This is a genomic window from Streptomyces sp. NBC_01426 (assembly GCF_036231985.1).
In the GTDB taxonomy this organism is placed as follows: Bacteria; Actinomycetota; Actinomycetes; order Streptomycetales; family Streptomycetaceae; genus Streptomyces.
On sequence record NZ_CP109500.1, the window covers coordinates 5179702 to 5205323 of the forward strand.

At 72.1% G+C, this 25622-nt stretch carries 22 protein-coding genes and 2 pseudogenes; 10 read left to right on the forward strand and 14 right to left on the reverse strand.

Annotation, left to right across the window (positions count from 1 at the left end):
• Positions 1 to 11: 11 nt before the first annotated feature.
• From OG906_RS22950 to OG906_RS22965, 4 genes are all read right to left on the reverse strand, one after another.
• Positions 12 to 734: a VC0807 family protein gene (locus OG906_RS22950; RefSeq protein WP_329445383.1), complete on the reverse strand. Its 723-nt coding sequence runs from the start codon at positions 732 to 734 to the stop codon at positions 12 to 14.
• Positions 735 to 953: 219 nt separating this feature from the next.
• Positions 954 to 1547 (reverse strand): TetR family transcriptional regulator, encoded by a 594-nt coding sequence (locus OG906_RS22955; RefSeq protein WP_329445385.1) that lies wholly within the window; start codon positions 1545 to 1547, stop codon positions 954 to 956.
• A gap of 21 nt (positions 1548 to 1568) precedes the next feature.
• Positions 1569 to 2606 carry an aldo/keto reductase gene (locus OG906_RS22960; protein ID WP_329445387.1) on the reverse strand — a complete coding sequence of 346 codons (1038 nt, stop codon included), beginning with the start codon at positions 2604 to 2606 and terminating at the stop codon, positions 1569 to 1571.
• An 86-nt stretch (positions 2607 to 2692) separates the two neighbouring features.
• Positions 2693 to 3037, reverse strand: a complete 345-nt coding sequence (locus OG906_RS22965) for a DoxX family protein (RefSeq protein ID WP_329445389.1) — start codon at positions 3035 to 3037, stop codon at positions 2693 to 2695.
• Positions 3038 to 3127: 90 nt separating this feature from the next.
• On the opposite strand from OG906_RS22965, the gene OG906_RS22970 reads away from it, so the two are divergent.
• Positions 3128 to 3583, forward strand: coding sequence for a MarR family winged helix-turn-helix transcriptional regulator (locus tag OG906_RS22970; RefSeq protein WP_329445390.1), 456 nt, complete (start codon positions 3128 to 3130; stop codon positions 3581 to 3583).
• A gap of 109 nt (positions 3584 to 3692) precedes the next feature.
• Here the strand turns inward: OG906_RS22970 and OG906_RS22975 are convergent, their stop codons facing one another.
• The gene (locus OG906_RS22975; RefSeq protein ID WP_329445392.1) at positions 3693 to 5132 is read right to left on the reverse strand and encodes an MFS transporter; all 1440 of its coding nucleotides are present in this window, start codon (positions 5130 to 5132) and stop codon (positions 3693 to 3695) included.
• A 51-nt stretch (positions 5133 to 5183) separates the two neighbouring features.
• On the opposite strand from OG906_RS22975, the gene dusB reads away from it, so the two are divergent.
• The 3 genes from dusB to OG906_RS22990 all read left to right on the forward strand — a co-directional run bounded on the left by dusB (position 5184) and on the right by OG906_RS22990 (position 10891).
• Positions 5184 to 6326: a tRNA dihydrouridine synthase DusB gene (gene dusB, locus OG906_RS22980; protein ID WP_329445394.1), complete on the forward strand. Its 1143-nt coding sequence runs from the start codon at positions 5184 to 5186 to the stop codon at positions 6324 to 6326.
• A 365-nt stretch (positions 6327 to 6691) separates the two neighbouring features.
• On the forward strand, positions 6692 to 9400 hold the full coding sequence (gene ppdK / locus OG906_RS22985) for a pyruvate, phosphate dikinase (protein ID WP_267826264.1): 2709 nt from the start codon (positions 6692 to 6694) through the stop codon (positions 9398 to 9400).
• Between the two features lie 438 nt (positions 9401 to 9838).
• Complete coding sequence (locus OG906_RS22990) at positions 9839 to 10891, forward strand: ArsR/SmtB family transcription factor (RefSeq protein ID WP_267797936.1); 1053 nt, start codon at positions 9839 to 9841, stop codon at positions 10889 to 10891.
• 89 nt (positions 10892 to 10980) lie between these two features.
• Here OG906_RS22990 and OG906_RS22995 read toward each other — a convergent pair whose 3' ends face one another.
• Complete coding sequence (locus OG906_RS22995) at positions 10981 to 12141, reverse strand: alkaline phosphatase PhoX (protein WP_329445397.1); 1161 nt, start codon at positions 12139 to 12141, stop codon at positions 10981 to 10983.
• A 341-nt stretch (positions 12142 to 12482) separates the two neighbouring features.
• On the opposite strand from OG906_RS22995, the gene OG906_RS23000 reads away from it, so the two are divergent.
• Positions 12483 to 12890, forward strand: a complete 408-nt coding sequence (locus tag OG906_RS23000; protein WP_267797934.1) for a VOC family protein — start codon at positions 12483 to 12485, stop codon at positions 12888 to 12890.
• Positions 12891 to 13018: 128 nt separating this feature from the next.
• Here OG906_RS23000 and nirD read toward each other — a convergent pair.
• Positions 13019 to 13333, reverse strand: a pseudogene (nirD, locus tag OG906_RS23005) (nitrite reductase small subunit NirD); the annotation flags it as partial.
• Positions 13330 to 15873, reverse strand: coding sequence for a nitrite reductase large subunit NirB (nirB, locus tag OG906_RS23010; RefSeq protein ID WP_329445400.1), 2544 nt, complete (start codon positions 15871 to 15873; stop codon positions 13330 to 13332). The pseudogene nirD and the gene nirB, both read right to left, overlap by 4 nt.
• A 401-nt stretch (positions 15874 to 16274) precedes the next feature.
• On the opposite strand from nirB, the pseudogene OG906_RS23015 reads away from it, so the two are divergent.
• The 3 genes and pseudogenes from OG906_RS23015 to OG906_RS23025 form a co-directional block, all read left to right on the forward strand.
• Positions 16275 to 17005: pseudogene (locus OG906_RS23015) on the forward strand (ferric reductase); the annotation flags it as partial.
• Between the two features lie 154 nt (positions 17006 to 17159).
• Positions 17160 to 17438 (forward strand): hypothetical protein, encoded by a 279-nt coding sequence (locus OG906_RS23020; RefSeq protein ID WP_329445403.1) that lies wholly within the window; start codon positions 17160 to 17162, stop codon positions 17436 to 17438.
• Positions 17439 to 17475: 37 nt separating this feature from the next.
• Positions 17476 to 18252 carry a sulfite exporter TauE/SafE family protein gene (locus tag OG906_RS23025; RefSeq protein ID WP_267826274.1) on the forward strand — a complete coding sequence of 259 codons (777 nt, stop codon included), beginning with the start codon at positions 17476 to 17478 and terminating at the stop codon, positions 18250 to 18252.
• A gap of 83 nt (positions 18253 to 18335) precedes the next feature.
• Here the strand turns inward: OG906_RS23025 and OG906_RS23030 are convergent, their stop codons facing one another.
• A complete protein-coding gene (locus OG906_RS23030; RefSeq protein WP_329445406.1) occupies positions 18336 to 18782 on the reverse strand; it encodes a DUF1772 domain-containing protein in 447 nt (148 codons plus the stop codon).
• A 91-nt stretch (positions 18783 to 18873) separates the two neighbouring features.
• On the opposite strand from OG906_RS23030, the gene OG906_RS23035 reads away from it, so the two are divergent.
• Complete coding sequence (locus tag OG906_RS23035; protein WP_329445408.1) at positions 18874 to 19452, forward strand: TetR/AcrR family transcriptional regulator; 579 nt, start codon at positions 18874 to 18876, stop codon at positions 19450 to 19452.
• A 55-nt stretch (positions 19453 to 19507) separates the two neighbouring features.
• Here OG906_RS23035 and OG906_RS23040 read toward each other — a convergent pair whose 3' ends face one another.
• The 4 genes from OG906_RS23040 to OG906_RS23055 all read right to left on the reverse strand — a co-directional run bounded on the left by OG906_RS23040 (position 19508) and on the right by OG906_RS23055 (position 23027).
• Positions 19508 to 20140, reverse strand: a complete 633-nt coding sequence (locus OG906_RS23040) for a class F sortase (protein WP_329445410.1) — start codon at positions 20138 to 20140, stop codon at positions 19508 to 19510.
• Between the two features lie 135 nt (positions 20141 to 20275).
• Positions 20276 to 20818 carry a hypothetical protein gene (locus tag OG906_RS23045; RefSeq protein WP_329445412.1) on the reverse strand — a complete coding sequence of 181 codons (543 nt, stop codon included), beginning with the start codon at positions 20816 to 20818 and terminating at the stop codon, positions 20276 to 20278.
• A gap of 227 nt (positions 20819 to 21045) precedes the next feature.
• Positions 21046 to 22320: a HAMP domain-containing sensor histidine kinase gene (locus tag OG906_RS23050; protein WP_329445414.1), complete on the reverse strand. Its 1275-nt coding sequence runs from the start codon at positions 22318 to 22320 to the stop codon at positions 21046 to 21048.
• A complete protein-coding gene (locus tag OG906_RS23055) occupies positions 22317 to 23027 on the reverse strand; it encodes a hypothetical protein (protein WP_329445416.1) in 711 nt (236 codons plus the stop codon). Before OG906_RS23055 ends, OG906_RS23050 begins: the two co-directional genes overlap by 4 nt.
• A 178-nt stretch (positions 23028 to 23205) precedes the next feature.
• On the opposite strand from OG906_RS23055, the gene OG906_RS23060 reads away from it, so the two are divergent.
• The gene (locus OG906_RS23060) at positions 23206 to 23649 is read left to right on the forward strand and encodes a gamma-glutamylcyclotransferase family protein (protein WP_329445418.1); all 444 of its coding nucleotides are present in this window, start codon (positions 23206 to 23208) and stop codon (positions 23647 to 23649) included.
• 37 nt (positions 23650 to 23686) lie between these two features.
• Here OG906_RS23060 and dnaG read toward each other — a convergent pair whose 3' ends face one another.
• Positions 23687 to 25588 carry a DNA primase gene (dnaG, locus tag OG906_RS23065; protein WP_329445420.1) on the reverse strand — a complete coding sequence of 634 codons (1902 nt, stop codon included), beginning with the start codon at positions 25586 to 25588 and terminating at the stop codon, positions 23687 to 23689.
• Positions 25589 to 25622: the final 34 nt, after the last annotated feature.

Sequence of the window (25622 nt, forward strand, 5' to 3'; positions counted from 1 at the left end):
GGGGGCGCCCCTCAGGCCTGCGCGGCCCCGGTGGGCTGCGCTGCCGCGGCCGTCTCGGCGGCGCGCCGTTCGCCCTCCGCCTGCGAACGCCTGCCGTAGAGGGCGGTCCAGACGCCCAGCAGGCCGAGCACCGTGTAGATCATGACGGGGCTGAGGACCACCATCGTGTCGGTGTCGAGCGCGTAGGTCAGGGCGATGCGGATCCCGGCCTCGACCAGGTAGGCCATGCCCCACACCGTGGTCATCACGATCATGGTCCGGCGGAAGCCCTCGTACTGCCACAGGCCGTTCCACCAGGCCGTGCTCTCGGGAGTCCCGTCCGTGGCGAACTTGCGGCCGAAGTAGAACATCAGCGGCCTCGGCGCGAGCAGCGTGACGAGGCAGAGCACCCCGAACAGCCCCGTCACCCCCGAGTCCTTGATCAACAGGGCCCGGGCCGAGTGCGCGCCGATCAGCGAGACGGCCGCGGTGATCACCAGGAAGACCAGGGTGACGATCGCGAACTCGTCGACCTTGCGACGCCAGGCCAGGTGGATCGCGCTGTCGAGGACGGGCCACGCGCTGCTGATCAGCAGCGCGTCGAACTCCCTCCAGCCGTGATCGTGCAACTGGTTGTAGGTGATGATCGGCGCGACCACGTTGAGCCCGATGGTCAGAACCCAGCCGAGCGCCGCGGCGCCGCCCGACCGCGCGGGTGGCGCGGGGCGGGCGCTCTGAGGCTGTGGAGCGGACATGCTTCCCCCTGAGAAGTACCTGACGGTGTCTCGGGGAACGTAGGGCAGGGCCGGGACCGGGGACAGGGTTCTCCGACTCAAATGATCACCAAGTCGAACGGAGCCACCCGTTCCGAATCACCCGGACCCACGGCCTCCGGACCAACGGAGCCGCCGGATCAACGGCGACCGGATCGAGCCGCCGGGCGAGGGGGCCGGCGGTCCGGGGAGGTGGTCGGGTCAGGCGCGCAGGCCCCGGATGACGAGCGAGGTGACCGCCTCGAACTCCGGGAGGATGGTCGGGGAGAGCCAGTCGGCGGCGTACTGCGGGTCATGGAACCGGCCCGTGGCGTCGAACACGGCCCGCGCCGCCGCCGGCACGTCGGGCGCGGCCAGTGTCCCGGCCTCGACCCCGTCGGCGATGATCCGGACCAACTGATCGATCAGCTCGCTCAGATGCCGGTCCACCACGCCGCTGTTCTCGGCGAGGAGCACGGTGTACGTCGCGAACAACTCCGGGTCGGCGCCCGCCTTCTTGCGCTTGGCCTCGAAGAGGGCCTCCAGCCACGACTCCAGCTTGGAGGGCGCCGTCTCGGCGGGGGCCGAGGCGATCTCCTCCAACATCACGACGCTCTTGGCGAGCCAGCGGTCCGTGACGGCCTCGCGCAGCGCCGCCTTCGACGGGAAGTGGCGGTACACGCTGCCGTGGCTGACGCCCAGCGCGCGCGCCACGTCCACCACGGTCGCCTTGGTGGGGCCGAAGCGCCGCAACACGTCCTCGGTGGTTTCGAGGATGCGCTCGGGAGTCAGGGGCTCGGCAGCAGCGGGAGGCATGGGTACGACCGTACAGCCGGCTCAGTGCTCACTGTCGAGGTGGGCCATCTGGGCCTCCGGGTACCGATCGCCGGCCGCGGCCCCGGCCGGGACCGCCTCCTCGATGGCGGTCAGGTCGGCAGCGGTCAACTCCACGTCCAGGGCGCCCAGGGCCTCGTCGAGGCGGTCCCGGCGGCGGGCGCCGACCAGCGGCACGATGTCCTCCCCGCGCGCGAGAACCCAGGCGATGGCGATCTGGGCGACGCTCACGCCCTTGCTGTCGGCGACCTTGCGCAGGGCGTCCACCAGGTCGAGGTTCCGGTCGAGGTTGTCGCCCTGGAAGCGGGGGCTCATCCCGCGGAAGTCGCCGGGGGCGAGCGCCCGGTCGCGGCCGAAGTGGCCGCTGATCAGGCCCCGGGAGAGCACCCCGTACGCGGTGACGCCGATGCCCAGCTCGCGGGCGGTCGGCAGGATCTCCTCCTCGATGCCCCGCGAGATCAGCGAGTACTCGATCTGGAGGTCGGAGATCGGAGCGACGGCGGCGGCCCGGCGCAGGGTCTCCGCGCCGACCTCCGAGAGGCCGATGTGTCGTACGTGTCCGGCCTGGACGGCCTCGGCGATGGCGCCGACCGTCTCCTCGATGGGGACGTCCGGGTCCACGCGGGCGATCCGGTAGACGTCGACGTGGTCCCGGCCGAGCCGCTGGAGGGAGTAGGCGAGGAAGTTCCGGACGGCGTCGGGCCGGCCGTCGTAACCGGCGAAGCCGCCCTCGACCGTGCGCAGGGCGCCGAACTTCACGCTCGTCAGCGCCTGCTCGCGGGCCGCGGCGGGCGCGGTGCGCAGGGCCTCGTTGATCAGCAGTTCGTTGTGGCCCATGCCGTAGAAGTCACCGGTGTCGAGCAGGGTGACGCCCGCGTCCAAGGCGGCGTGGATGGTGGCGATCGACTCGCTCCGGTCGGCCTCGCCGTACAGGGCGGACATGCCCATGCAGCCCAGTCCCAGCGGGAAGACGGAGGGGCCCGTGGCACCGAGGCGGCGGGAGGGGTGAGAGGTGTGGGGAGCGTTCTGGTGAGCGGTCATGAAAAGAGAATGGCATGACGAGTGACAGATTTCAATATCTGTCACTCGTCAGCGTGGAGGAGTGTCGGATCCGGGCCGGGGGTGGGTCAGGAGGCGAGGCGCAGTGCCAGGGCCGCCGCCGAGATCAGCGTGAGGACGGCGGCCGGGGCGAGGTCGTAGTGCTTGACGCGCAGGTGGCTCGCGACCGCACCGATGAAGTAGAGGGTCACGCCGATTGCGGCGGCGACGCCGAGCGGCGCCACCCACATGCCCGCGACCAGCCCCACCGCGCCGGCGGCCTTCAGCGCGGCCAGGACCGGCAGGAGGGAATCGGGCACCGCCACCTTCCGCATGTTCGCGAGGATCGTCTCGTTGCGAAGGAAGGTGAGGGTCGCCGACGCGGCGAGCACGAGGGCGAGCAGGCCGGCGACGACGACGTAGCCAATGAACATGGTGCACTCCAACGGTCGAATGTGTAGAACCATTGAATAGCATCAATGATCGGATGATCGCAATCATTTCGTGAGCGCTACGATGTGGGCATGACGGCAGCACAGGACGCCTCGAACCCGCCGCAGCGGCTGGGCCTGCTCCTCGCCTGGCACGGATCGGTCACCCAGACCCGCATGAAGAAGGCGCTCAGCGCGGCCGGGCTCACCCCCCGGCACGCCATGACGCTGATGCACCTGGAGACCGGACCCGTGGGCCAGCGGTCACTCGCGGCCCGACTGGAGGTGGACCCGAGCGTGCTCGTCGGGATCCTCAACGACCTGGAGCGCGACGGTCTGGTGGAACGCCGCCGCGACCCGGCCGACCGCCGCCGCCACAACGTGGCCATCACGGCCGCCGGCTCGACCGTCCTCGGTGAGACGAACGCGGCCCTCGACGCCGTCGAGCTGGGCCTGTTCTCCGGTCTGTCCGAGGCCGACCGGGAAGCCTTGCGCGCGCTCCTGGCCCGGATCGACTCGCACGCCGACGACTTCGAGTGCGGGGAATAGCCGCCGGGCACCCGCCGTACGACAGGACCCGGGTCGTCTCTTTCGGATCTTGTCGGTCAGGGCCGCGGCGCCGGACACCGCGGCCCCGGCACGATCCGAAAGTGATGGCCTAGGAGACCCGCGAACCGACGTCCCGGCTCGGGGCCTCCAGGGTGCTCGCCGTGCGCAGGGCCGTCGCGCGGGCCCAGGAGCCGGTGGTCAGGAGGCCGACCGCGAGGACCGACACCCCGCAGAGCGTGATGATCCACCAGGCGGGCCGGGTCGCCTCCGCGAAGGCCGCGCCGCCCGACGTGCCGGCCGCCAGGACGGCGCCGATCACGGCGACGCCCAGGGTCGCGCCGGTCTGCCGGCTGGTGGACGCCACCGCCGCGGCCACTCCCGCCTGGGCGCGCGGCATCCCGGAGACGGCCGTGTTGGTGATCGGCACGTTGACCATGCCGAAGCCGAGCCCGAAGAGCACGTAGCCGGCGAACATCAGCGGCGTCGAGGTCTCGGCCGAGAACGCCGCGAAGAGCAGCCCGCTCGCCGCCATCGTCACGCCGGCGATCGCCAGCGGCAGCCGCGGCCCGGAGCGGGCCAGGAGCCGCCCGGACACGGGCGCGCAGAGGAAGGCCATCGCGGCCATCGGCAGCATGTACAGCCCCGCGCCGAGGGCGTCGAGTTCGCGCACGTCCTGGAGGTAGAGGGTGTTCAGGAAGAGGAACCCGGACATCGCGGCGAAGGCGCTCACGGCGATCACCGTCGCTCCGCTGAAGGGGGCGCTGCGGAAGAACCGGGGGTCGATCAGCGGCTCCGCCCGGCGGCTCTCGTGCAGCAGCAACCACACCAGGGTGACCGCGGCGGTCAACGCGCAGCCGATGACCAGCGGCGAGGTCCAACCGGCGGCCGGGGCCTCGATGATCCCGTACGTCACCGAACCCAGCAGCGCCATGACGAGGAGCTGGCCCACCGGGTCCGGGCGGCGCGCGTGCTCGGCCCGGGACTCGGGGACGTAGCGCAGGGTCAGGACGAGGGCGAGCAATCCGATCGGCAGGTTGAGCCAGAAGATGGAGCGCCAGCCGACCGAGTCCACGAGCAGCCCGCCGATCAGCGGGCCGGCGGCCATCGAGATGCCGACGACGGCGCCCCACACGCCGATGGCGCGGGCGCGTTCCTTCGGGTCGGTGAAGGTGTTGGTGATGATCGACATGGCGACCGGGTTGAGCATCGAGCCGCCCACGGCCTGGAGCATGCGGAAGACGATCAGCCATTCCAGGCTCGGTGCGAGCGAGCACAGCAGGGAACCCGCGGTGAAGAGCACCAGCCCGAGGGAGAAGATCCTGCGGCGCCCGAGCCGGTCCCCGGTGGATCCCGCCAGCATCAGCAGCGAGGCCAGTACGAGGGTGTACGCGTCGATCGTCCACTGCATCCCCGCGACCGAGGCGTCCAGGTCGTGCCGGATGGCGGGCAGGGCGACGTTGAGGACGGTGGTGTCGAGACTGACGATGAGGAGGCTCATGCAGCAGATCGCCAAGACGAGAGTGCGCCGCCTGGGGCTCAAGTCACGCATGCTGCCGATAGTACGACTAACTAACGACATGCGTGATGCGACAATGGGCGGATGACCACGCTTCCTCCGCCTCTCGCGATCGGCCCGCACACCGTGCAGCCCCCGGTGGTGCTCGCGCCGATGGCAGGCATCACCAATGCCCCGTTCCGTACTCTCTGCCGCGAGTTCTCGGGCGGCAAGGGGCTGTTCGTGAGCGAGATGATCACGACCCGCGCCCTGGTCGAGCGCAACGACAAGACCATGCAACTGATCCACTTCGACGAGACCGAGAAACCTCGCTCGATTCAGCTGTACGGGGTGGACCCCGTCACGGTCGGCAAGGCCGTCCGCATGATCGTCGAAGAGGACCGGGCCGACCACATCGACCTCAACTTCGGCTGCCCCGTCCCCAAGGTCACCCGCAAGGGTGGCGGCTCCGCCCTCCCGTACAAGCGGAACCTGCTGCGCGCGATCCTGCGCGAGGCCGTCGCCGGCGCCGGGGACCTGCCCGTCACCATGAAGATGCGCAAGGGCATCAACGACGACCACCTCACCTACCTCGACGCCGGTCGGATCGCCGTCGAGGAGGGCGTGACCGCCATCGCCCTGCACGGGCGCACCACCGCCCAGCACTACGGCGGCACCGCCGACTGGGACGCCATCGCGCGGCTCAAGGAGCACGTGCCGGAGATCCCGGTGCTCGGCAACGGCGACATCTGGTGCGCCGAGGACGCGCTGCGCATGGTCCGCGAGACCGGTTGCGACGGAGTCGTCGTCGGTCGCGGCTGCCTGGGGCGGCCGTGGCTGTTCAACGACCTGGTGGCGGCCTTCGAGGGACGCCCGCAGGACTTCCACAAGCCGACGCTGCGCGAGGTCGCGGCCACCATGCTCCGGCATGCCCAGTTGCTGGGGGAGTGGATCGGTGACGAGGCGCGCGGGGTGATCGACTTCCGTAAGCACGTGGCCTGGTACCTCAAGGGCTTCGCCGTGGGCTCCGAGATGCGGGGCAGGCTCGCGGTCACGTCTTCCCTGGCCGAGCTGGACGCTCATCTGAGCGAGCTTGATCTGGATCAAGGTTGGCCCGAGAGCGCCGACGGTCCGCGCGGTCGGACGTCCGGAAACAACCGGGTTGTCCTGCCCGAGGGCTGGTTGAACGATCCTTACGACTGCGCCGGCGTCGGCGAGGAAGCCGAGCTGGACACTTCCGGAGGCTGACAAATCGCCCTCCGTGCCGCGTGATATACGCCACGCATGGGACAGGTTTCGCTCAGATGAGCACGGAAGTCACGGGTAAGACTTTCAAAGGGTGGCACTGGGTGCCACCCTTTGTTCGTTCAACTCTTGAACGCAAATGTATCGATGATCGCTCATCCGAGCGTGATGACGCCTCAATCGACCCCTCTGTCTTCGGGATCCGAACGCTCTTCGTACTTTCGCATTACTCATCGGTTACTTTCGAATGGCTGGCGCACGGGTGGTTACGGCCGTATGACGACCAAGTGGACGTACCCAGAAGCCTTCGATCTGGGTATGTTCCTGGCCGTCAGGGCAGCCACCGAGTCCTCGAGGAGTCGAGACCCGTGTCGGAAAACAAAGATCAGAAGCTCGTCTACGACTTCACCGAGGGCAACCGGGACCTCAAGGACCTTCTCGGCGGCAAGGGAGCCAACCTCGCCGAGATGACCAACCTCGGTCTTCCGGTCCCCCCCGGCTTCACCATCACCACCGAGGCCTGCAAGGTCTACCTCGAAAGCGGCGAGGCCCCGGCCGAGCTGCGCGACGAGGTCAGCGCGCACCTCGCCGCCCTCGAGGCGAAGATGGGCAAGAAGCTCGGGCAGTCGGACGACCCGCTGCTGGTCTCCGTGCGCTCCGGCGCGAAGTTCTCGATGCCCGGCATGATGGACACCGTCCTGAACATCGGTCTCTCCGACGACTCCGTGACCGGCCTCGCCTCCCAGTCCGGCGACGAGCGCTTCGCGTGGGACTCGTACCGCCGCCTCATCCAGATGTTCGGCAAGACCGTCCTGGGTGTCGAGGGCGAGCTGTTCGAGGACGCGCTGGAGGCCGCCAAGGCCGCCAAGAAGGTCACCGTCGACACCGACCTCGACGCCGCCGACCTGAAGAAGCTCGTCAAGCAGTTCAAGAAGATCGTCGCGAGCCAGGCCGGCCGCGAGTTCCCGCAGGACCCCCGCGAGCAGATGGACCTCGCCGTCGAGGCCGTCTTCGACTCCTGGAACACCGACCGCGCCAAGCTCTACCGCCGCCAGGAGCGCATCCCCGGCGACCTGGGCACCGCGGTCAACATCTGCTCCATGGTCTTCGGCAACCTGGGCCCCGACTCCGGCACCGGCGTCGCCTTCACCCGCGACCCGGCCAGCGGCCACCAGGGCGTCTACGGCGACTACCTGCAGAACGCCCAGGGCGAGGACGTGGTCGCGGGCATCCGCAACACCGTCCCGCTGGCGGACCTGGAGGGCATCGACAAGGCCTCCTACGACCAGCTCATGACGATCATGGAGACGCTGGAGACCCACTACAAGGATCTCTGCGACATCGAGTTCACCATCGAGCGCGGCCAGCTGTGGATGCTCCAGACCCGCGTCGGCAAGCGCACCGCGGGCGCCGCCTTCCGCATTGCCACCCAGCTCGTGGACCAGGGCCTGATCGACGAGGCCGAGGCGCTCCAGCGCGTCACCGGCCACCAGCTCGCGCAGCTGATGTTCCCGCGCTTCGACGAGGACGCCAAGACCACCCTGCTGGGCCGCGGCATCGCCGCCTCCCCGGGCGCGGCCGTCGGCAAGGCCGTCTTCGACTCGTACACGGCCGTCAAGTGGTCCCGCTCGGGCGAGAAGGTCATCCTGATCCGCCGCGAGACCAACCCGGACGACCTGGACGGCATGATCGCCTCCGAGGGCATCCTGACCTCGCGCGGCGGCAAGACCTCGCACGCCGCCGTCGTGGCCCGCGGCATGGGCAAGACCTGTGTCTGCGGCGCCGAGGAGCTCGACGTCGACACCAAGCGCCGCCGGATGACGGTCGGCGACACGGTCATCGAAGAGGGCGACGTCGTCTCCATCGACGGCTCCACCGGCAAGGTCTACCTCGGTGAGGTACCCGTCGTACCGTCCCCGGTCGTCGAGTACTTCGAGGGCCGCATGCACGCCGGCGCCGACGACGCCGACGAGCTGGTCGCCGCCGTGCACCGGATCATGGCGTACGCGGACCGCGTCCGCCGGCTGCGGGTGCGCGCCAACGCCGACAACGCCGAGGACGCGCTGCGCGCCCGCCGCTTCGGCGCCCAGGGCATCGGCCTGTGCCGCACCGAGCACATGTTCCTCGGTGAGCGCCGTGAACTGGTGGAGCGACTGATCCTCGCGGACACCGACGGCGAGCGCGAAGAGGCACTCAGTGCCCTGCTGCCGCTGCAGAAGAAGGACTTCGTCGAGCTGTTCGAGGCGATGGACGGACTGCCCGTCACCGTCCGCCTCCTGGACCCGCCGCTGCACGAGTTCCTGCCCGACATCACCGAGCTGTCGGTCCGCGTCGCCCTCGCGGAGTCCCGCAAGGACGCCAACGAGAACGACCTGCGCCTGCTCCAGGCCGTGCACAAGCTGCACGAGCAGAACCCGATGCTGGGTCTGCGCGGCGTCCGCCTCGGCCTGGTCATCCCGGGTCTGTTCAAGATGCAGGTCCGGGCGATCGCCGAGGCCGCCGCCGAGCGCAAGAACGCCAAGGGTGACCCGCGCGCCGAGATCATGGTCCCGCTCGTCGGCACCGTCCAGGAGCTGGAGATCGTCCGCGACGAGGCCGACCAGGTCATCGCCGAGGTCGAGGCCGCCACCGGCACCCGCCTCAAGCTGAGCATCGGCACCATGATCGAGCTGCCGCGCGCCGCGCTGACCGCCGGTCAGATCGCCGAGGCCGCGCAGTTCTTCTCCTTCGGTACGAACGACCTGACCCAGACGGTGTGGGGCTTCTCCCGCGACGACGTCGAGGCCAGCTTCTTCACCGCGTACCTGGAGAAGGGCATCTTCGGGGTCTCGCCCTTCGAGACCATCGACAAGGACGGCGTGGGCGCGCTGGTCCGCAGCGCCGTCGAGGCCGGCCGGGCCACCCGCCCCGACCTCAAGCTCGGCGTCTGCGGCGAGCACGGCGGCGACCCCGAGTCGGTGCACTTCTTCCACGAGGTCGGTCTGGACTACGTCTCCTGCTCGCCGTTCCGGATCCCGGTGGCGCGCCTGGAAGCGGGCCGTGCGGCCGCCGAATCCAAGGGCTCGGACAGCCGCTGAGTCCTCCCTGAGCCGGGTTCCGGAACGGCTCGGTCGGGCACGAACCCTTCCGAGCCGAACCGGTTCCCAAGACCGCGCCCGTCCCCGGGATTCCTGACCACCGGGGCCGGGCGCGGCCTGCTTTCGCACCGCGCATATTCACCGGGCCTTTACGGCACCAGGCGGTGGACGGATCCCCACCCGTCCACCGCCTGCCGCCTATCCGCCGGACACGTCGGCGCTTCCCGGTGCGACCGACCGCCAGGCCCCGCAAAGCCCCCCACGGCCTTCACGGAGCGTTTCGGTCGCACTGGAGTGTGCCCGGCGGAGTACAGGATTTCGGTTGTCACGCCCCCGCCGAAAGGGGTTTCAACTGTGGCCGAAAGGGCGTGGTGACCACGTGTGACGGCATGCATACTCATGGGGCGGGGGGATTGCGGTTGCACAGGTGGGGGTTCGGTGCTTCGTATCCATTTCACGGGAGTGGATCTCGCACGCGTACGGATGGCAGCACGTCCCGATGCGTTGTGGGAAACGATTCTCAGTTTTCACCGTTTAAGGGACCGGCGCGATGCCCGGCTGTTCGGTGAATGGCGTACGGAAACCCGGAGCCGGTTGAATGGTGAAACAAGGCTCCTCGGCGCGCTGATACCGGGGCGCGGTTATTTCCCGGATTTCCTGACTCCGGTAGAGGGTCAGTACGGGTGGGACGTGGGCCTCGACGCGCTGCGCGGGATCCGTCCCGAACGCATGCGGCGGGAGCTGACGTTGCTGGGTTCGGGAGGCGGCTTCGGGGCTGCCTTCGGCATGCCCTCGGGCGTGAGCGACGGCGCCGACACCATGGTCCCGCGACGCCTGCGGGAGTTCATGGACGGCGGGACCAAGCACCTGCCGAGGCTGCTGGCGGAGCTCCGCGGATACCACCGGGCGGCCGTCGAGCCGTACTGGACGCACATCCAGGCGCAGATCGAGGCCGAGCGGGCCGCCCGGGGCCGGGACCTGCTGGACGGCGGCGCGGACGAACTGCTGGCCTCGCTGCCGCCGATGCTGCGCTGGCGCGCCCCGGTCCTGGAGTGCGACTACCCCGTGGACCGGGACGTGCGGCTGCGGGGGCGCGGGCTGCTGCTCCAGCCGTCCTTCTTCTGCCGGCGCACGGCGGTGACCCTGCAGGACCCGGAACTGCCCCCGGTGCTCGTCTACCCGGCGGCGGCCCAGCTCGCCTCGACGACACCCGGGGGCGAGGTCACCCGGCCGGTCGAGGAGCACCGCCAGCGCACCCTGGGCAAGCTGGTCGGGCACACCCGCTCGGTGGTGCTGCGGGCCATCGGCGACGGCGCCACCACGAGTGAACTGGCCCGCCGGGCCGGGGTCTCCCTGGCCTCGGCGAGCCAGCACGCCTGTGTGATGCGCGAGGCGGGCCTGGTCACCACCCTGCGCCGGGGCAACGCCGTGCTGCACACGGTGACCCCGCTGGGCGCGGCCCTGCTCAAGGGCGGCGCCGTGGCGTCCTGAGGCCCGGTGTGTCGGACCGGCCGGGGTCGCACCCGGCCGGCGGCCGCGGGGGACCGGAGTCCGCCCGCCGGAGCGCCGGCGGCCGGGCCCTACACGCGGAAGGGGCCCGAGACCTCGTAGGTGATGCCGCCGGCGGAGCTGCCGCTCGTGCCGCGCTGGCTGCTGAAGTACAGGCGGTCGCCGGCGGGGGAGAAGGCCGGGCCGGTGATCTCCGACGAGGACTGGCCGGTGATCCGCAGGAAGGGGGCCACCACGTCGTCCGGGGTGATCACGCAGATCTCCATGCTGCCGCCGTCCTCGGCGACGTACAGGTCCCCGTACGAGGACCCGGTGACGTTGTCCACGCCGGTCAGCGGGGCCGCCCCGCCGGGGACCAGCGAGTCGTCGTAGGTCAACTCGTAGGTGCCGGCGGCGAGGTTCAACCGCCAGACCCGGTTGTCGCCCTTGGTGGTGAACCAGACCGTGTCGTCGGCGTAGTGGCAGCCCTCGCCGCCGTTGAACTTCTTGGCGCCGGAGACCTGGCTGCGGGTGACGGTCGGGGAGCCGTCCGGGTCGGGGACGGTGGCCCAGGTGAAGGAGCCCGAGGCGGCGCTGCCGGCCTTGAGGACCTGGAGGGTGCCGGCGGAGAGGTTGCCCCAGGTGGTGGGGATGAAGCGGTAGAAGCAGCCGTTCGTCTCGTCCTCGGTCAGGTAGATCACCTTGCGGACGGGGTCGGCGGCGGCCGCCTCGTGCTTGAAGCGGCCCAGCGCGGGCCGCTGGACGGAGGCGTTGATCCCGTACGGGTCGGTCTCGTACACGTAGCCGCGGTCGACCTCCTCGCAGGACAGCCAGGTGTTCCAGGGGGTCTTGCCGCCGGCGCAGTTCTGCCGGGTGCCGGAGAGGATCCGGTAGGCGCCGGTGACGGTGCCGGCGGCGTCGAACCGCAGGGCGCTCGCGCCGCCGCTCGGGTTGATCTCCGAGTTCGACACGTAGATCCAGCCGGTGCCGTCGGCGAAGCAGGCGCCGCCGTCGGGAGCCTGGTGCCAGGTGTACGAGGTGCCGCCGACGGCCTGCCCGGAGCGGGCGACGACGCGGCCGGCGAAACCGGCGGGCAGCATGATGCCGTTGGCGTCGGCCGCGCCGAGCGCCCCGTACGGTCCGGTGCCGGGCTGGGCGGGGGCGGCGTAGGCGGCCCCGTGCGTCAGCGTGCCGGCGAAGGCGGCGGCCGAGGAGCCGATGACGGCGCCGCGCAGGAAGGTACGACGTTCCACGGTCACTCCTGAGGGAGAGGGCCTCGTCGTCCGGGTGGGCGGCGAGGTCGCACGCGTCGAGGAACCTAGAGGCGTCGAGTTGACGTGACGTCAATTCCTCATGACGCGGGAGCGACCTGCGCGAGGTCAATCCCCCGGCCGGGGACTTCGGGGGGTCGGCGGCGCCGGACGCGGTCCCCTCGCGACGGCGCCCCGGAGGGTCGTCCGGCCCGCGCTCGCGTCCCCCGTACGAGGAGTTTCGGAAAGTTCTCGCCGGGACCGATGAGTTTCCGCGGCGCCCGCGGTCCATCCCTCGAACGCAGCGAAACCGCCACGCGCCCAGCGAGAGAAGAGAGACCGAGATGTCCTCCACCATGATCTTCGTCAACCTGCCGGTCAAGGACCTCGACGCCAGCAAGGCCTTCTGGGGCAAGCTCGGCTACTCCTTCAACGCCCAGTTCAGCGACGAGAACTGCGCCTCCATGGTCATCAGCGACACGATCGTCGCGATGCTCCTCACCGAGGCCCGCTTCAAGGACTTCACCCACAAGGCCATCACCGACACCTCCACCAGCACCGAGGTGCTGCTGTGTCTGAGCGCCGAGAGCCGCGCCGCGGTGGACGAGCTGGTCGACGGGGCACTCGGCGCGGGCGCCACCGAGCCGCGCGCCGCCCAGGACTACGGCACCATGTACGGCCGCGCCTTCGAGGACCTCGACGGCCACACCTGGGAGATCATGTGGATGGACCCGGCGATGATCCAGGGCTGACCTCAGACGGGGACCGTGACGCTCTCGGCGGACGGCGCGAACGCGGCGGCGGGCGTCGCGGCGGGCGCGCAGGTCGCCGGCGCCTCGGAGGCCGCCGGCGGCGCAGGGATCGCGGAGGTCGCGGTGGTCCGCACCGGGTAGGTTCGGACCGCCACCTCCTCGTCGTCCAGGCAGCGCCCCGATTCCAGGTCGAAACGCTGCTTCAGCAGGGGCGACGCCACGAATGCCCTGCCCCGCGCGCACCCCACCAGCCCCCGCGACAACACGTGCGCGCCGGTGAAGGGGTCCTGGTTGCCGATGGCGTACGGGCGCCCCGCGCGGTCGACGAACACCGCGACCTGGCTCCCGTCGGGCAGCAGGGCCGCGACGCCGCGCCCCGGCACGAGCGAGGACAGTTCGCACACGGCGAGCCAGTGATCGTCCAGCCTCAGTTCCACGGTCATCGGGTGCCTCCCACGGGCTCCAGGGTCAGGATCGCCAGGTCGGGCTTGACCTGGTCGCGTTCGGGTACGAAGCGCACCGTCGGGTCGGGGGCACCGGGGGCGTTGACGAAGGACACGAACCGGCCCAGACGCTCCGGGTCCCGGAGCGTCTCGGCCCATTCGTCGCGGTAGTGCGCGACGTGGTCGGCCATCAGGGCCTCCAGCTCCGCGCACAGCCCGAGCGAGTCGTGCACGATCACGTCCCGCAGGTGGTCGAGGCCGCCCTCCAGCCGCTCCAGCCAGGTGGAGGTGCGCTCCAGCCGGTCGGCCGTGCGGATGTAGAACATCAGGAACCGGTCGATGAGCCGGACGAGTTCGGCGTCGGACAGGTCCTGGACCAGCAGGTCGGCGTGGCGCGGGGTGGCCCCGCCGTTGCCACCGACGTAGAGGTTCCAGCCGCTCGCGGTGGCGATGACCCCGAAGTCCTTGCTCTGGGCCTCCGCGCACTCGCGGGCGCAGCCGGACACCGCCGACTTCAGCTTGTGGGGGGCTCGCAGGCCCCGGTAGCGCAGCTCCAGGTCGATGGCCATCCGGACGCTGTCCTGCACCCCGTAGCGGCACCAGGTCTGCCCGACACAGGACTTCACCGTCCGCAGGGCCTTGCCGTAGGCGTGCCCCGACTCGAAGCCCGCGTCCACCAGCCGTGCCCAGATCCGCGGGAGCTGGTCCACGCTCGCCCCGAAGAGGTCGATGCGCTGCCCGCCGGTGATCTTCGTGTAGAGGCCGAAGTCGCGGGCCACCTCGCCGATCACGATCAGTTTGTCGGGGGTGATCTCCCCGCCGGGGATGCGCGGGACGACGGAGTACGAGCCGTTGCGCTGCAGGTTCGCCAGGAAGTGGTCGTTGGTGTCCTGGAGGGCGGCCTGCTCCCCGTCGAGGACGTAGCCGCTCGCGCCGAGCGTCGGGGCCAGGGAGGCGATGATCGATCCGACGGTCGGCTTGCAGACCTCGCAGCCGTCGCCGCCCCGGGCGCCCTCGCGGCCGTGGGCGTCCAGGATCTCCCGGTACGAGGTCAGCCGGCGGGTGCGGACGATCTCGTACAACTCGGCCCGACTGAACGGGAAGCAGCCGCACAGTCCCTTGTCGGCGGCGGCCGGCAGCAGCTGTCCGATGACCTTGAGGCAACTGCCGCAGCCCGTGCCCGCCTTGGTGCACTTCTTGACCTCGGGCAGGTCGGCGCAGTCGGCGATCGCCTTCTTCGTGACGTTGTGACAGGAGCAGATCACCGCGCCGTCCGGGAGCGCCGACGGGCCGAGCGCGACGGGCGCGCCGGCCCCCGCCGGCAGCACCAACTGCTCGGGGGCGACGGGCGGCACGCTGCCGGTGAGCGGGCGCAGCAGCCCGTACGCGTCCGCGTCCCCGACCAGGACCCCGCCGAGCAGCACCCCGTCGGGGGCGACGACCAGCTTCTTGTAGACGCCCGATCGGGCGTCGGAGTAGACGACGTCGAGGCAGCCCGGGGTGGTGCCGTGCGCGTCGCCGAAGGAGGCCACGTCCACGCCGAGCAGCTTGAGCTTGGTGGACAGGTCGGCGCCGGTGAACTCCTTCTCCCGGCCGAGCAGGTCGTCGGCGGCCGTCTCGGCCATCTCGTACCCCGGGGCGACCAGCCCGTAGACCCGGCCGTCGGAGGCCAGCGCGCACTCGCCGATGGCGTAGACGCGCGGGTCGGAGGTGCGGCAGCGGGCGTCGACGCCGATCCCGCCGCGCTCCCCGACGGTCAGCCCGCTGTCGCGGGCCAGCCCGTCGCGGGGGCGGACGCCGGCGGAGAAGACCACCAGTTCCGTGTCCACGGTGGATCCGTCGGACAGCCTCATGCCGGTGACCGAGCCGTCCTCGCCGGTGAGCACCTCCTGGGTGCCGACGCCGGTGTGCACCGTCAGCCCCATGTTCTCGATGGTGCGCAGCAGTGCCCCGCCGCCGCCGTCGTCGATCTGCACGGGCATCAGCCGCGGGGCGAACTCCACGATGCGGGTGACCAGCCCCAGGCCCTGGAGGGCGCCCGCGGCCTCCAGCCCGAGGAGCCCGCCGCCGACGACGGCGCCCGCGGTACGGGTCCTCGCGTACTCCTCGATGGCCAGCAGGTCCTCGATGGTGCGGTACACGAAGCAGCCGGGGGCGTCGTGACCGGGGACCGGCGGCACGAAGGGGAAGCTGCCGGTGGCCAGGACGAGCACGTCGTACGGGAACACCCGGCCCGAGCGGGACACCACGGTGCGGGCCTCGCGGTCGATGCGCTCGGCCGGGTCGCCCAGGTGCAGGTCGATCCCGTGCTCGGCCATGAACCCGTCCGGGACCATCGACAGGTCCTCGGGGCTGCTGCCGGAGAAGTACGAGGTCAGGTGGACCCGGTCGTAGGCGGGCCGGGGCTCCTCGCAGAGCACGGTGACGCGGTGCGTGGCCGTGGCCCCGCGCTCGGCGAGGGCCTCCAGGTAGCGCTGCCCGACCATGCCGTGGCCGATGAGCACGATGGCGGGGGTGGGCGTGGGCGTGGCTGCGGCCATGATCGGGAGCCTCCGTCGTCGGTGGGCGGGTCGGTGGGCAGGGGGGACGGGCCGCTGCGGATCACCGCCGTGCGCTGCCGCTCCGCCGTCATGGCACGAGCGTGCGCGGCCGCTGTTTCCCCGCCGCATCGCCGTTGTTACCCGGACGGAACGCGCACCTCAGCACCGGGGTTAAGGGTCGGTGAGGCGTTCCTCAAGGCCGCCTTAAGGATCACGTCGGCTGCCCGCGCGCCCCCGAAACCGGCCCGCCGGCCGCCTGGCGTGAGCGCCATGCGAGATGCGGCGGGGCGGGTCAAGGGCGGTTTGCCGGGCGGGGCGGGGCTGGTCGTCCTGCTGTGGGCGGCCCAGGTGCACCCCTCGGCCCGGCTCGACGCGCTCTTCGCCACCGCCGCGCACCTGACGTCGCCGTCCTGCTGGTCTGGTACCGCGCGGTGGTCCCCGTACGGCAGGCCCTGCGGCACGCGCTGCGGGTGGCCGAGGTGCGGGTGGAGGGCCCCGGGGTGGTCTCCGTCGTCATGTACGGGCAGCACCTGGCGGAACTGCGCGCAGAACCGGGCCAGTTCCTGCGCCGGCGGTTCCTCCAGTGCGGCTCTGGTACACCGCCCTGCCGTTCTCGCTGTCCGCTCCGGTGCGCGGCGGCACGCTCCGCATCACCGTCAAGGCGCTCGGCGGGCACTCCCGCCGGATTCGCCGACTGCGGTCCGGCACACGGGTGTTGGCCACCGGGCCGTTCGGGGCGCTCACCGCCGCGCGACGGACCCGGCCCAAGGTGCTGCTGATCGCGGGCGGTGTCGGCATCACCCCGATGCGGGCCCTCTTCGAGACGCTGCCCGGCGGCCCCGGGGACATCACCCTGCTCTACCGGGCCGGCGCGGAGGAACAGCTCGTGCTGCGCGCCGAACTGGAGGCCATCGCCGCCGCGCGACAGGCCGGGCTGCACTACCTGCTCGGACGCTCCGACGATGCCCACGACCCGCTGGCCCCGCGGTCGCTGCTGACGCTGGTGCCCGACCTGGTGGAGCACGACGTGTACCTGTGCGGGCCGCCGGGAATGTCGGACGCGACCCGGGCGGCGCTGCTGCGCGCCGGGGTGCCGGCCGGGCGCGTGCACAGCGAGTGCTTCAGTTTCTGAGCCCCGCGCCCGGCCCCCGCCGCCCTGCCTTCCGGCCCGTCCTGCCCTCCAGGGCCGTCCCGCCCGCCCCTGTCCCTCCGCCCGGCCGGCCCGTCACGCCGCCCGTCCCGTCCCGCGGCTCCTGAGCCCGTCGTTCCCGAGAGGCCAACGCGCCATGCGTCACCCGCTGCACGTCGCCCTGCCCGTGTCCGTGCCCGCCGCACCCGCCGCCGCGGCCCGGCACCGCAAGCCGCGCCGCCCCTCGGTCCTGCGGGCCGGGGTGGCCGCGCTCGCGTCCGTACCGCCCGCGCGGCGGCTCGCCGCCGGGCTGGGTTTGGCGAGCGTGCTGGCCGCGAGCGCGCTGACGGCGGCCGTGGACCCGGCGTCGCCGGTGGCTCCCGACCGGGCGCCGGCCCGGCAAAGCTCAACCTTTGCGCAAGTTTCCGGCGATTGATGGTTCGTGCACCCATCCGTTGCCTAGGGTCGAGGCCGTGCCTGACATATCCACGACCATGATCGTCGTCCTCTGCGTGGCCGCCGCCGCGGCCGGCTGGATCGACGCGGTGGTGGGCGGCGGCGGCCTGCTGCTCCTGCCCGCCCTGCTCCTCGGCCTGCCGAACGCCCATCCCGCCACCGTGCTCGGTACGAACAAGGCCGTGGCCATCGTCGGCACCGCGGGCGCCGCCGTGACGTACGTGCGCAAGGCGCCGGTGAACGTGAAGCTCGCCGTCCGGATCGGCCTCGCCGCGCTCGTCGGGTCGATGGGTGGCGCCGCGCTGGCCGGCGGGATCAGCAAGGACGCGCTCCGCCCCCTGATCATGGGCGTGCTCGTCGTGGTCGCGGGCGTGGTCATCTTCAAGCCGGGCTTCGGCGCCGCCCCGTCCACCGCGCCCGTGAGTCGACACCGGGTACTCCTGGCCATCGGCCTCGCGGGCCTCGGCATCGGCTTCTACGACGGCCTCATCGGCCCCGGCACCGGCACCTTCCTGGTACTGGCCCTCACCGCGCTGCTCCACCTCGACCTGGTCACCGCCTCGGCCACCGCCAAGATCGTCAACTGCTGCACGAACGCCGGGGCGCTGGCGATGTTCGCGTACCAGGGCATGGTGCTGTGGCAACTCGCCGCCCTGATGGCGGCCTTCAACCTGGCCGGCGCGATGATCGGGGCCCGGATGGCCCTCAGCAAGGGCAGCGGATTCGTCCGCGCCGTGCTGCTGACGGTGGTCGGGGCGCTGGTGGTGAAGCTCGGCATCGAGCAGTGGGGCTGAGGGGCGCCGTGGCCGTGAAGCCGTGACGGGCCCGGGCGCGGTCCCCGACGCGTGCGCCGCCGGCGCGGTGTCCACCCGCGGGCTCAGGCGAGGGCGGTGACCAACAGGGCGAAGGCGGCGACGATGACGGCGACGCGGACGTAGTGGAAGCGGTCCCAGCGGTTCATCTGTTCCTTCCAGCCGGCGGGCCGGTTCTCGGTGGTCCACGTCTTGCTCCGGTTGTTGATCGGGACGAGCAACAGGAGCGACATGACGACGCTGAGGATCAGCAGCGCGCCGGCGGTGACGACGAGCCCGACGCCGTCGTGGCGCCGGCCGGCGCCGGCCCAGACCGCGACGAGGACGAGCGAGCCGATGTACCAGACCGGCATGACGGCGCCGAGCATCCGGGCGCCGTGGCTTCGGCCGCGTTGGTTGCTGTCGTCGGGGAGGGCGTCGAGGATCCGGTTGATGACGAAGGCGACGGAGAACTCCACTCCCACCATCAGCCCGACGAGCACGGTGGTGACGATCTCAAGTGCGTTGAACATGGCTGCCCCTCCTGGGATCTAGCGCTGCTAGATGATGGGGCGATGCTAGTGCTGCTGCCGCTTGATTGTCTAGCGGTGCTAGGATCGACTCATGTCGGTACAGGAACGCAAGGAGCGCGAACGGGCGGTTCGCGAGCGCCTCATCGTGGCGACGGCCCGCGAACTCGCCGAGCGGCAGGGCTGGGACGCGGTCACCACCCGCCGGCTCGCCGAGCGCATCGAGTACAGCCAGCCCGTCCTCTACAGCCACTTCCGCGGCAAGCGCGAGATCATCGGCGCCGTCGCCCTGGAGGGCGCCGCCGAGATGGCCGCCGCGCTGCGGGCCGCGGCCTGCGCCGCGGACGGCCCGCGCGCCCGGGTCGCCGCCCTCGCCCGCGCCTACCTCGACTTCGCCGAGCGCAATCCGGCGGTCTACGACGCCATGTTCCAGCTCGACGGCGGACTGGCGTTCGCCGACGAGGAGACCCCGGAGCCCCTGAAGGACGCCTTCGCCGCCCTGTCGGAGACGCTCGGTGAGGTCGCCGGGGAAGGAGTCCACCCGGCGCTGTTCACCGAGGTGTTCTGGGCGGCCCTGCACGGGCTGGCGACCCTGACCCGGGCGGGACGGCTGCCCAGGGGGGACGCCGAGCGCAGAGCCGGGCTGCTGGTGGACCGGCTCGCCGTGGTCTGACGCGTCGTACGCCCGGGCGGCAGGGGCGCTCGTCGCTCACGACCCGGTGCGCGCCCTAATGGGTTCCCGTCAGGTGCGCGAAGACGACCACGTTGCCCTGGTAGCCCGTACGGGGGGAGAAGCCGCCCCCGCAGGTGATCACCCGGAGCTCCGCGCGCGGCGAGAGCCCGTACACGCGGTCGTCGGGGAAGTCCTCGGCCTCGTACACCTCGACGGCGTGGACGGTGAACACCGCCGTGCGCCCGTCCGCGCGCGCCACCTCGATCGCGGCCCCGCGGTGCAGTGCGCCCAGGTGGTAGAAGACCGCCGGACCGGTCGCGTGGTCGACGTGTCCGGCGATGACGGCCGTGCCGACGGCGCCCGGCGTGACGCCCTCCCGGTACCAGCCCGCGAGGTCGCGCCGGGCGGGCGGCGGCACCTGGAGGCTGCCGTCGCGCTCCAGGCCGAGGCCGGTCAGCGGGGCGTCCACACGGATGGCGGGGATCCGGATCCGGGTGGGCGGTGAGCCGGGGAGCGGATCGATGCTCCCGGGGTACGAGGCCTGGGCGCTCAAGGTGTTCAGGGCCTCGGCGGGGGAGGGCAGCGGGGGCCCCGTGGTCTCGGCGGAGCCGTTGGAGACGAGCCAGACGCCGACGCACGCGGCCAGGGCGAGGAGCCCGCCGCGGCCGGCGGCGCGGGAGGTGCCCATGTCTGCCCCCTTGCGCTCGGCGTGCCGTTCCTGTGGCTGAGCCGTCGCCCGGCCCCGCGAACGGGGGGACCTCGCGGGGCGGGCGACGGGATGCGGTACCGGTCGGACCGCGGCCGAAGCCGCGGCGGGCCTCCGTCAGCTCTGCGTGCCGCTCGCCCGGCGACGCATGAGCCAGGTACCGCACACGGCGACCGCGGCCAGGACGGCCGCTCCCGCCGCGATCTTGGTGGGGTTGGCGGTGGTGGTCGTCCCACCACCGACCCCGGTGTGGACGTGGCCCTGCGGGCCGCGTTCGGTGACGATCAGGTTGCCGGTGGCGAACTTGCCGTTCGCGCAGGTCACCCCGATGTCATAGGTGCCGGGTGCGTGGTGGCGGGAGACCTGGAACTGCCCCACGACGACTTCCTTGTGGGTGCCCGGGACCAGCTTGAAACGGCCGCCCCCCACGGTGGTGGCGTCACCGTCGGCGCTGCTGCCGGGTCCGCACGCGGTCGTGTTCACGGTGACGGTGGCCCCGGCGACGGCGGACTTGGGCCACACCTCCAGCGGGGCGAAGTCCCCCGCGACGAAGCCGGGCATGCCGAGGTCCGCGGCGGCGACCGCTCCGGCGACCGGGCCGGCGAAGGCGACGGCGGTCAGCGCGGTGGCGGTGAGCACGTGTGCGGTGCGTCGGCGCATGGGGACTCCTCGGGACGCGGGGTCGTGATCCCGAGGTAACCCGGGGTCGAGCCGTCGTGCCTGCTGATGAGGTGTCAGGTATGCCGGTCGTACGAGCGTTCTCGCAGGTCAAGGGCAGGGTTCGGGTCATCTGCGGCCCCCGGCCGGACGGGTGAACCGCGTCCCCGTCGCCCGCCTTGGGGTCCCGCCCGCCCGAGCGTCCGGACCACCCCCGTCCCGCCGGGCGTTCAGGCGTCGGGGAGGGTGACCACCGCCGAGGCGCCGGTCGGGGGAGGGTTCGACAGGGTGACCGAGGCGCCGATCACCGCGGCCTGACCGAGTGCGATGGTCAGGCCGAGCCCCGTGCCCTGTCCCCGTTCCGGCGTCCCCGTCAGGAATCGCCGGGGCCCCTCCCGCAGCACTTCCTCCGGGAAGCCGGGCCCCTGGTCCCGGATCGTCACCGTGTTCCCGGACACCGTGACCGAGATCGGGCCCGCGCCGTGGCGGCGCGCGTTGACCAGCAGGTTCGTCAGGATCCGCTCCAACCGGCGGGCGTCCGTGCGGATGGGGTCGGTCGTGTCGCCCCCGATGACCTCGGCCTCCACCCCGGAGCGCCGGGTGATCGAGAGCGTCAGCGGCCCCAGCGGATGCGCCTCCAGGCGGGCCTCCTCCCGGTCCGCGTCCAGTCGGGCCACCTCCAGCAGGTCCTCCGTCAGGGTCCTCAGTGCCGCGACCCGGTCGCGCACCAGTTCGGTGGGCCGCCCGGGCGGCAGCAGTTCCGCGGCCGTGTGCAGGCCCGTCAGCGGAGTCCGCAGCTCGTGGGCCACGTCCGCCGTGAACCGCCTCTCCGCTTCCAGGCGTTGCTGGAGACTGGCGGCCATGATGTCGACGGCCGCGGACAGTTCGGCCACCTCGTCACGCGTACCCGGTGCCCCCGCCGGGCCGATCCGCGCGTCCAGGTCCCCCTCGCTGATGCGCCGGGCCGTCTCCGCCGCCGCCCGCAGGTCCCGGCTCATCCGGCTGGCGAGCAGCGCCCCGCCGACCGCCGCCAGTGCCACGACACCCACCCCGTACGCCACCAACTGCGCGTCCAGCTCGTCCAGTTCGGCCTGCTCGCGGGCCAGTGACCGCCGTACGGACAGGACGTGCTCCCCGCCCACCGGACGGGCCGCCCACACCGTCGGGTGCTCCCCGCCCAGGTCGAGCCAGGTCGTGCGCTGCCCCGCGAGGGCCGCCTCCCGGAGCCCCGGCGGCAGGCCCGGACAGTCGATCCGCGCGTCGATCTCCCCGACCCTGCCGAAGTCGAGCCCGCCCGTCAGCTCGTACACCTGCCGTACCCGGACCAACTGGGCCACGGCGCCCGCCCGGGCGGCCTCCCCGACCTGACGGATCCGCGCGTCGTGGATCAGCAGGCCGATGGTGACGGCGACCAGCGAGCACCCCACGGCCAACAGGACGGCGATCTTCCAGCGCAGGCCGAGCGCCCCCGGCAGGCGCCGCACCCGCGCCCCGAGGCGTCTCACCGCCCCACCCGCCCGCGGTCCGCGCCCGGCGAGGCGCCGGGGGCGGGCGGCGCCCCGGACGCACCGCCGGAACCGCACCCGCCGTAGCGGCGCTCCTCGCTGACGACCGTCATCCGCCGCCCGTCCCACTGGTATCGGACGGCCTGCTGCGCGCCCGCGTCCGCCGCCGTGCGGATCAGCAGGTCCCGGCCCAGGGACTCGACCGCCATCCGCCGGCCCGTCGCGAAGAGGACGGGAACGATCCGCCCGTCCTGCGCCGTGTACACGGTCAGCGCGGTGCGCCCGGACTCCGTGTCCGCGGCGACGATCAGCTCGGGCTTCCCGTCGCCGGTCAGGTCCAGGTACACGGGCGGCCGCAGCCCGGGCCGGCCGGGGGCGTCGATTCTGCCCCGGGTCGCGTAGTGCGCCATGTTCCGGTCGGCCCGCACGACGTCCGCGACGTCCACGCCCGCGAGCCCGTCCGGGCCGAGGGCGGGCGCGTGCGGCAGCGGCGCCGGAGGCGTGCCCCCGGCGGCGGCCTCCGCGCCCGGGGAACGGGGGGAGTCGTCGACCCAGGCCCGCCAGAGCGGCTCGGGTCGGGGCTGCGTGGACACCGGGGGCGCCGGCTCGCCCGCGGCGAGCCCGCCGGGGGAGGCGCAGCCGCCCGACACCGCGGCGAGGGCGCACAGCAGCAGGGCGGCGAGGGGACGGTGGGGCGATCGCGTCATGGAGGAGGGCAGCCGTGGGGTGGGGGACGGGCGGAATCCGATGATGGACGGGGCCCGTCACGGGGACCGGGAGATTGTGTAACAGCGGTGCGTACGGTGGGATCGTGCGGGGGAAGTCGGGTCTTTCGGCCCGGGGCCGACCCCGCCGAACGTCCAGTGGAACCCGAAGGAGCACCCCGTGACATCGGTCGATCGGCCGGAATCGGTCGGATCACCCCTGCCGTTCTTCGTGTACGGCACCCTGCGCCCCGGCGAGGTCAACCACGACCTGTTCCTGCGGGGCCGGGTCGCCGCCGAGACGCCGGCCACGCTGGCGGACGCCGTCCTCTACGAGGGCCCCGGATATCCTTACGCCGTCGCGCGCCCCGGCTCCGCGATACGAGGCGAGCTGATCACCCCGGCCCTCGGCCGGTACGCGGAACTGCTGGTCGCGCTCGACCTGCTGGAGGAGTACGAGGGGCCGGACCGGCCGGGCAACCTGTACGACCGGGTCGTCCGCGAGGCCCTGCTCCCGGACGGCACCCCGGTGCCCGCGTGGGTGTACCTGGCCTCCCCGCTGCTCGCCCGGGACCTGGCCGCCTCCGGCACCGAGATCCCCGGCGGCGACTGGCTCGGCCGCTGAGCGGCCCCGCCCGACCGGGTGTAAGGGCGTCGCGGGACTACAGCCCCTCGGCACCCCGGTTGCGCAGCCGCCGGCCGTACTGCTGGAGCACCCACAGCTCCTCCTGGACCGCCGCGTGCTGCTCCGGCGGGGCCTGCGGGCTCAGGCGGGTCAGCGTGCCCTGGATTTCGAGGACCCGGCGGTCGACCGCGCGCAGGCGGACCTGCACCAGCTGGACCCCGGCATAGATCTCGTCCACCGTCTTGGAGTGGATGGCCTCCACCGCCAGCTCCGTGACCATCGCGCGGACGGTGTCGTTCGGGGCGGCCTCGCGGACCCGGGCCAGGTAGTCGTCGGTGTCCTGGGAGGCGCCGCCGGCGTCCTGGATGGCCTGGCGGACCGCCGCGTAGGGCGGGGCGGTGAACTCGTCGATCCCGTACGCGTCGAACGCGGGGGAGACCAGGGCCGGCCGCTGGAGCGCCAACTTGAGCAGCTCCCGTTCGGTGCGGTGGGCGGGGCTGCGCAGGTTCAGCGCGGGCCCGCCGCCGAGCGGCGCCGGCGCGGTGGGGGCGGCCTCCTCCCGGGAGCGCCCCCGGCCCTGCTGCTGCGGCTGGTTGCCGCGCTCGCGCGCCCACCGCGCCAGCTGGGCGACCCGCTTGACGACGAACTGCTCGTCGAGGATGCCGAGCATGCCGGCCAGTTGGACCGCCGACTCGTGCTGGATCGAGAGGTCCTTGATGCTGGCGACGACCGGTGCCGCCTCGGCCAGCGCGGCCGCGCGCCCCGCCGGGTTCTCCAGGTTGTGCCGGGACACGATGTGCCGCAGGGCGAACTCGAACAGCGGGGTCCGGGCCTCCACCAGCCCCGACACGGCGGCGTCCCCCTGCGCCAGGCGCAGGTCACAGGGGTCCATGCCGCCGGGGGCGATGGTGATCGAGGTCTCGGCCGCGAACTTCTGGTCGTCCTCGAAGGCGCGCAGCGCCGCCTTCTGGCCGGCGGCGTCGCCGTCGAAGGTGAAGATCACCTCGGCCGTGGCGTTGTCCATCAGCAGGCGCCGGAGGATCTTGATGTGGTCCCCGCCGAAGGCGGTGCCGCAGGTCGCGATCGCCGTGGTGACCCCGGCCATGTGGCAGGCCATGACGTCCGTGTAGCCCTCGACGACCACGGCCCGGGAGGTCTTGGCGATCTCCTTCTTGGCCAGGTCGATGCCGTAGAGGACCTGGGACTTCTTGTAGATCGCGGTCTCGGGGGTGTTCAGGTACTTGGGGCCGTTGTCGTCGTCGCGCAGCTTGCGCGCGCCGAAGCCGACGACCTCGCCGCTGATGTCGCGGATCGGCCACATCAGCCGGCCGCGGAACCGGTCGATGGGCTTGCCGCTGCGGCTGTCCTGCGCCAGCCCGGAAGTGATCAGTTCCTTGTCGGTGAAGCCCTTGCCGCGCAGGAACCGGGTCAGGTGGTCCCAGCCGGCCGGGCTGTAGCCCACGCTGAAGTGCGTGGCGGCCGCCTGGTCGAAGCCGCGCTCCGCCAGGAACTTGCGGCCGATCTCGGCCTCGGCACCGTCGAGCTGCTCCACGTAGAACTGCGCGGCGGCCTTGTGCGCCTCGACCAGCCGGATCCGCTCGCCGCGGCCGCTGGTGCCGGCGGTGTAGCCGCCCTCCTCGTACCGCAGGGTGATGCCGGCCTGGCCCGCGAGCCGTTCGACCGCCTCCGAGAAGGAGAGGTGGTCGATCTTCATGATGAAGTCGAGGGTGTCCCCGCCCGCCTGGCAGCCGAAGCAGTGGTACAGCCCCTTGCCGGGGCTGACCTGGAAGGACGGGGACTTCTCGTCATGGAAGGGACAGAGGCCCTTGAGGTTGCCGCCACCCGCGTTGCGGAGCTGGAGGTAGTCGGAGACCACGGCGTCGATCGGGACCGCGTCCCGTACCGCCTTCACGTCGTCGTCGTTGATCCGTCCTGCCACCCGTGAAGTCTACGGCCGGGCGACGGCATTCCCG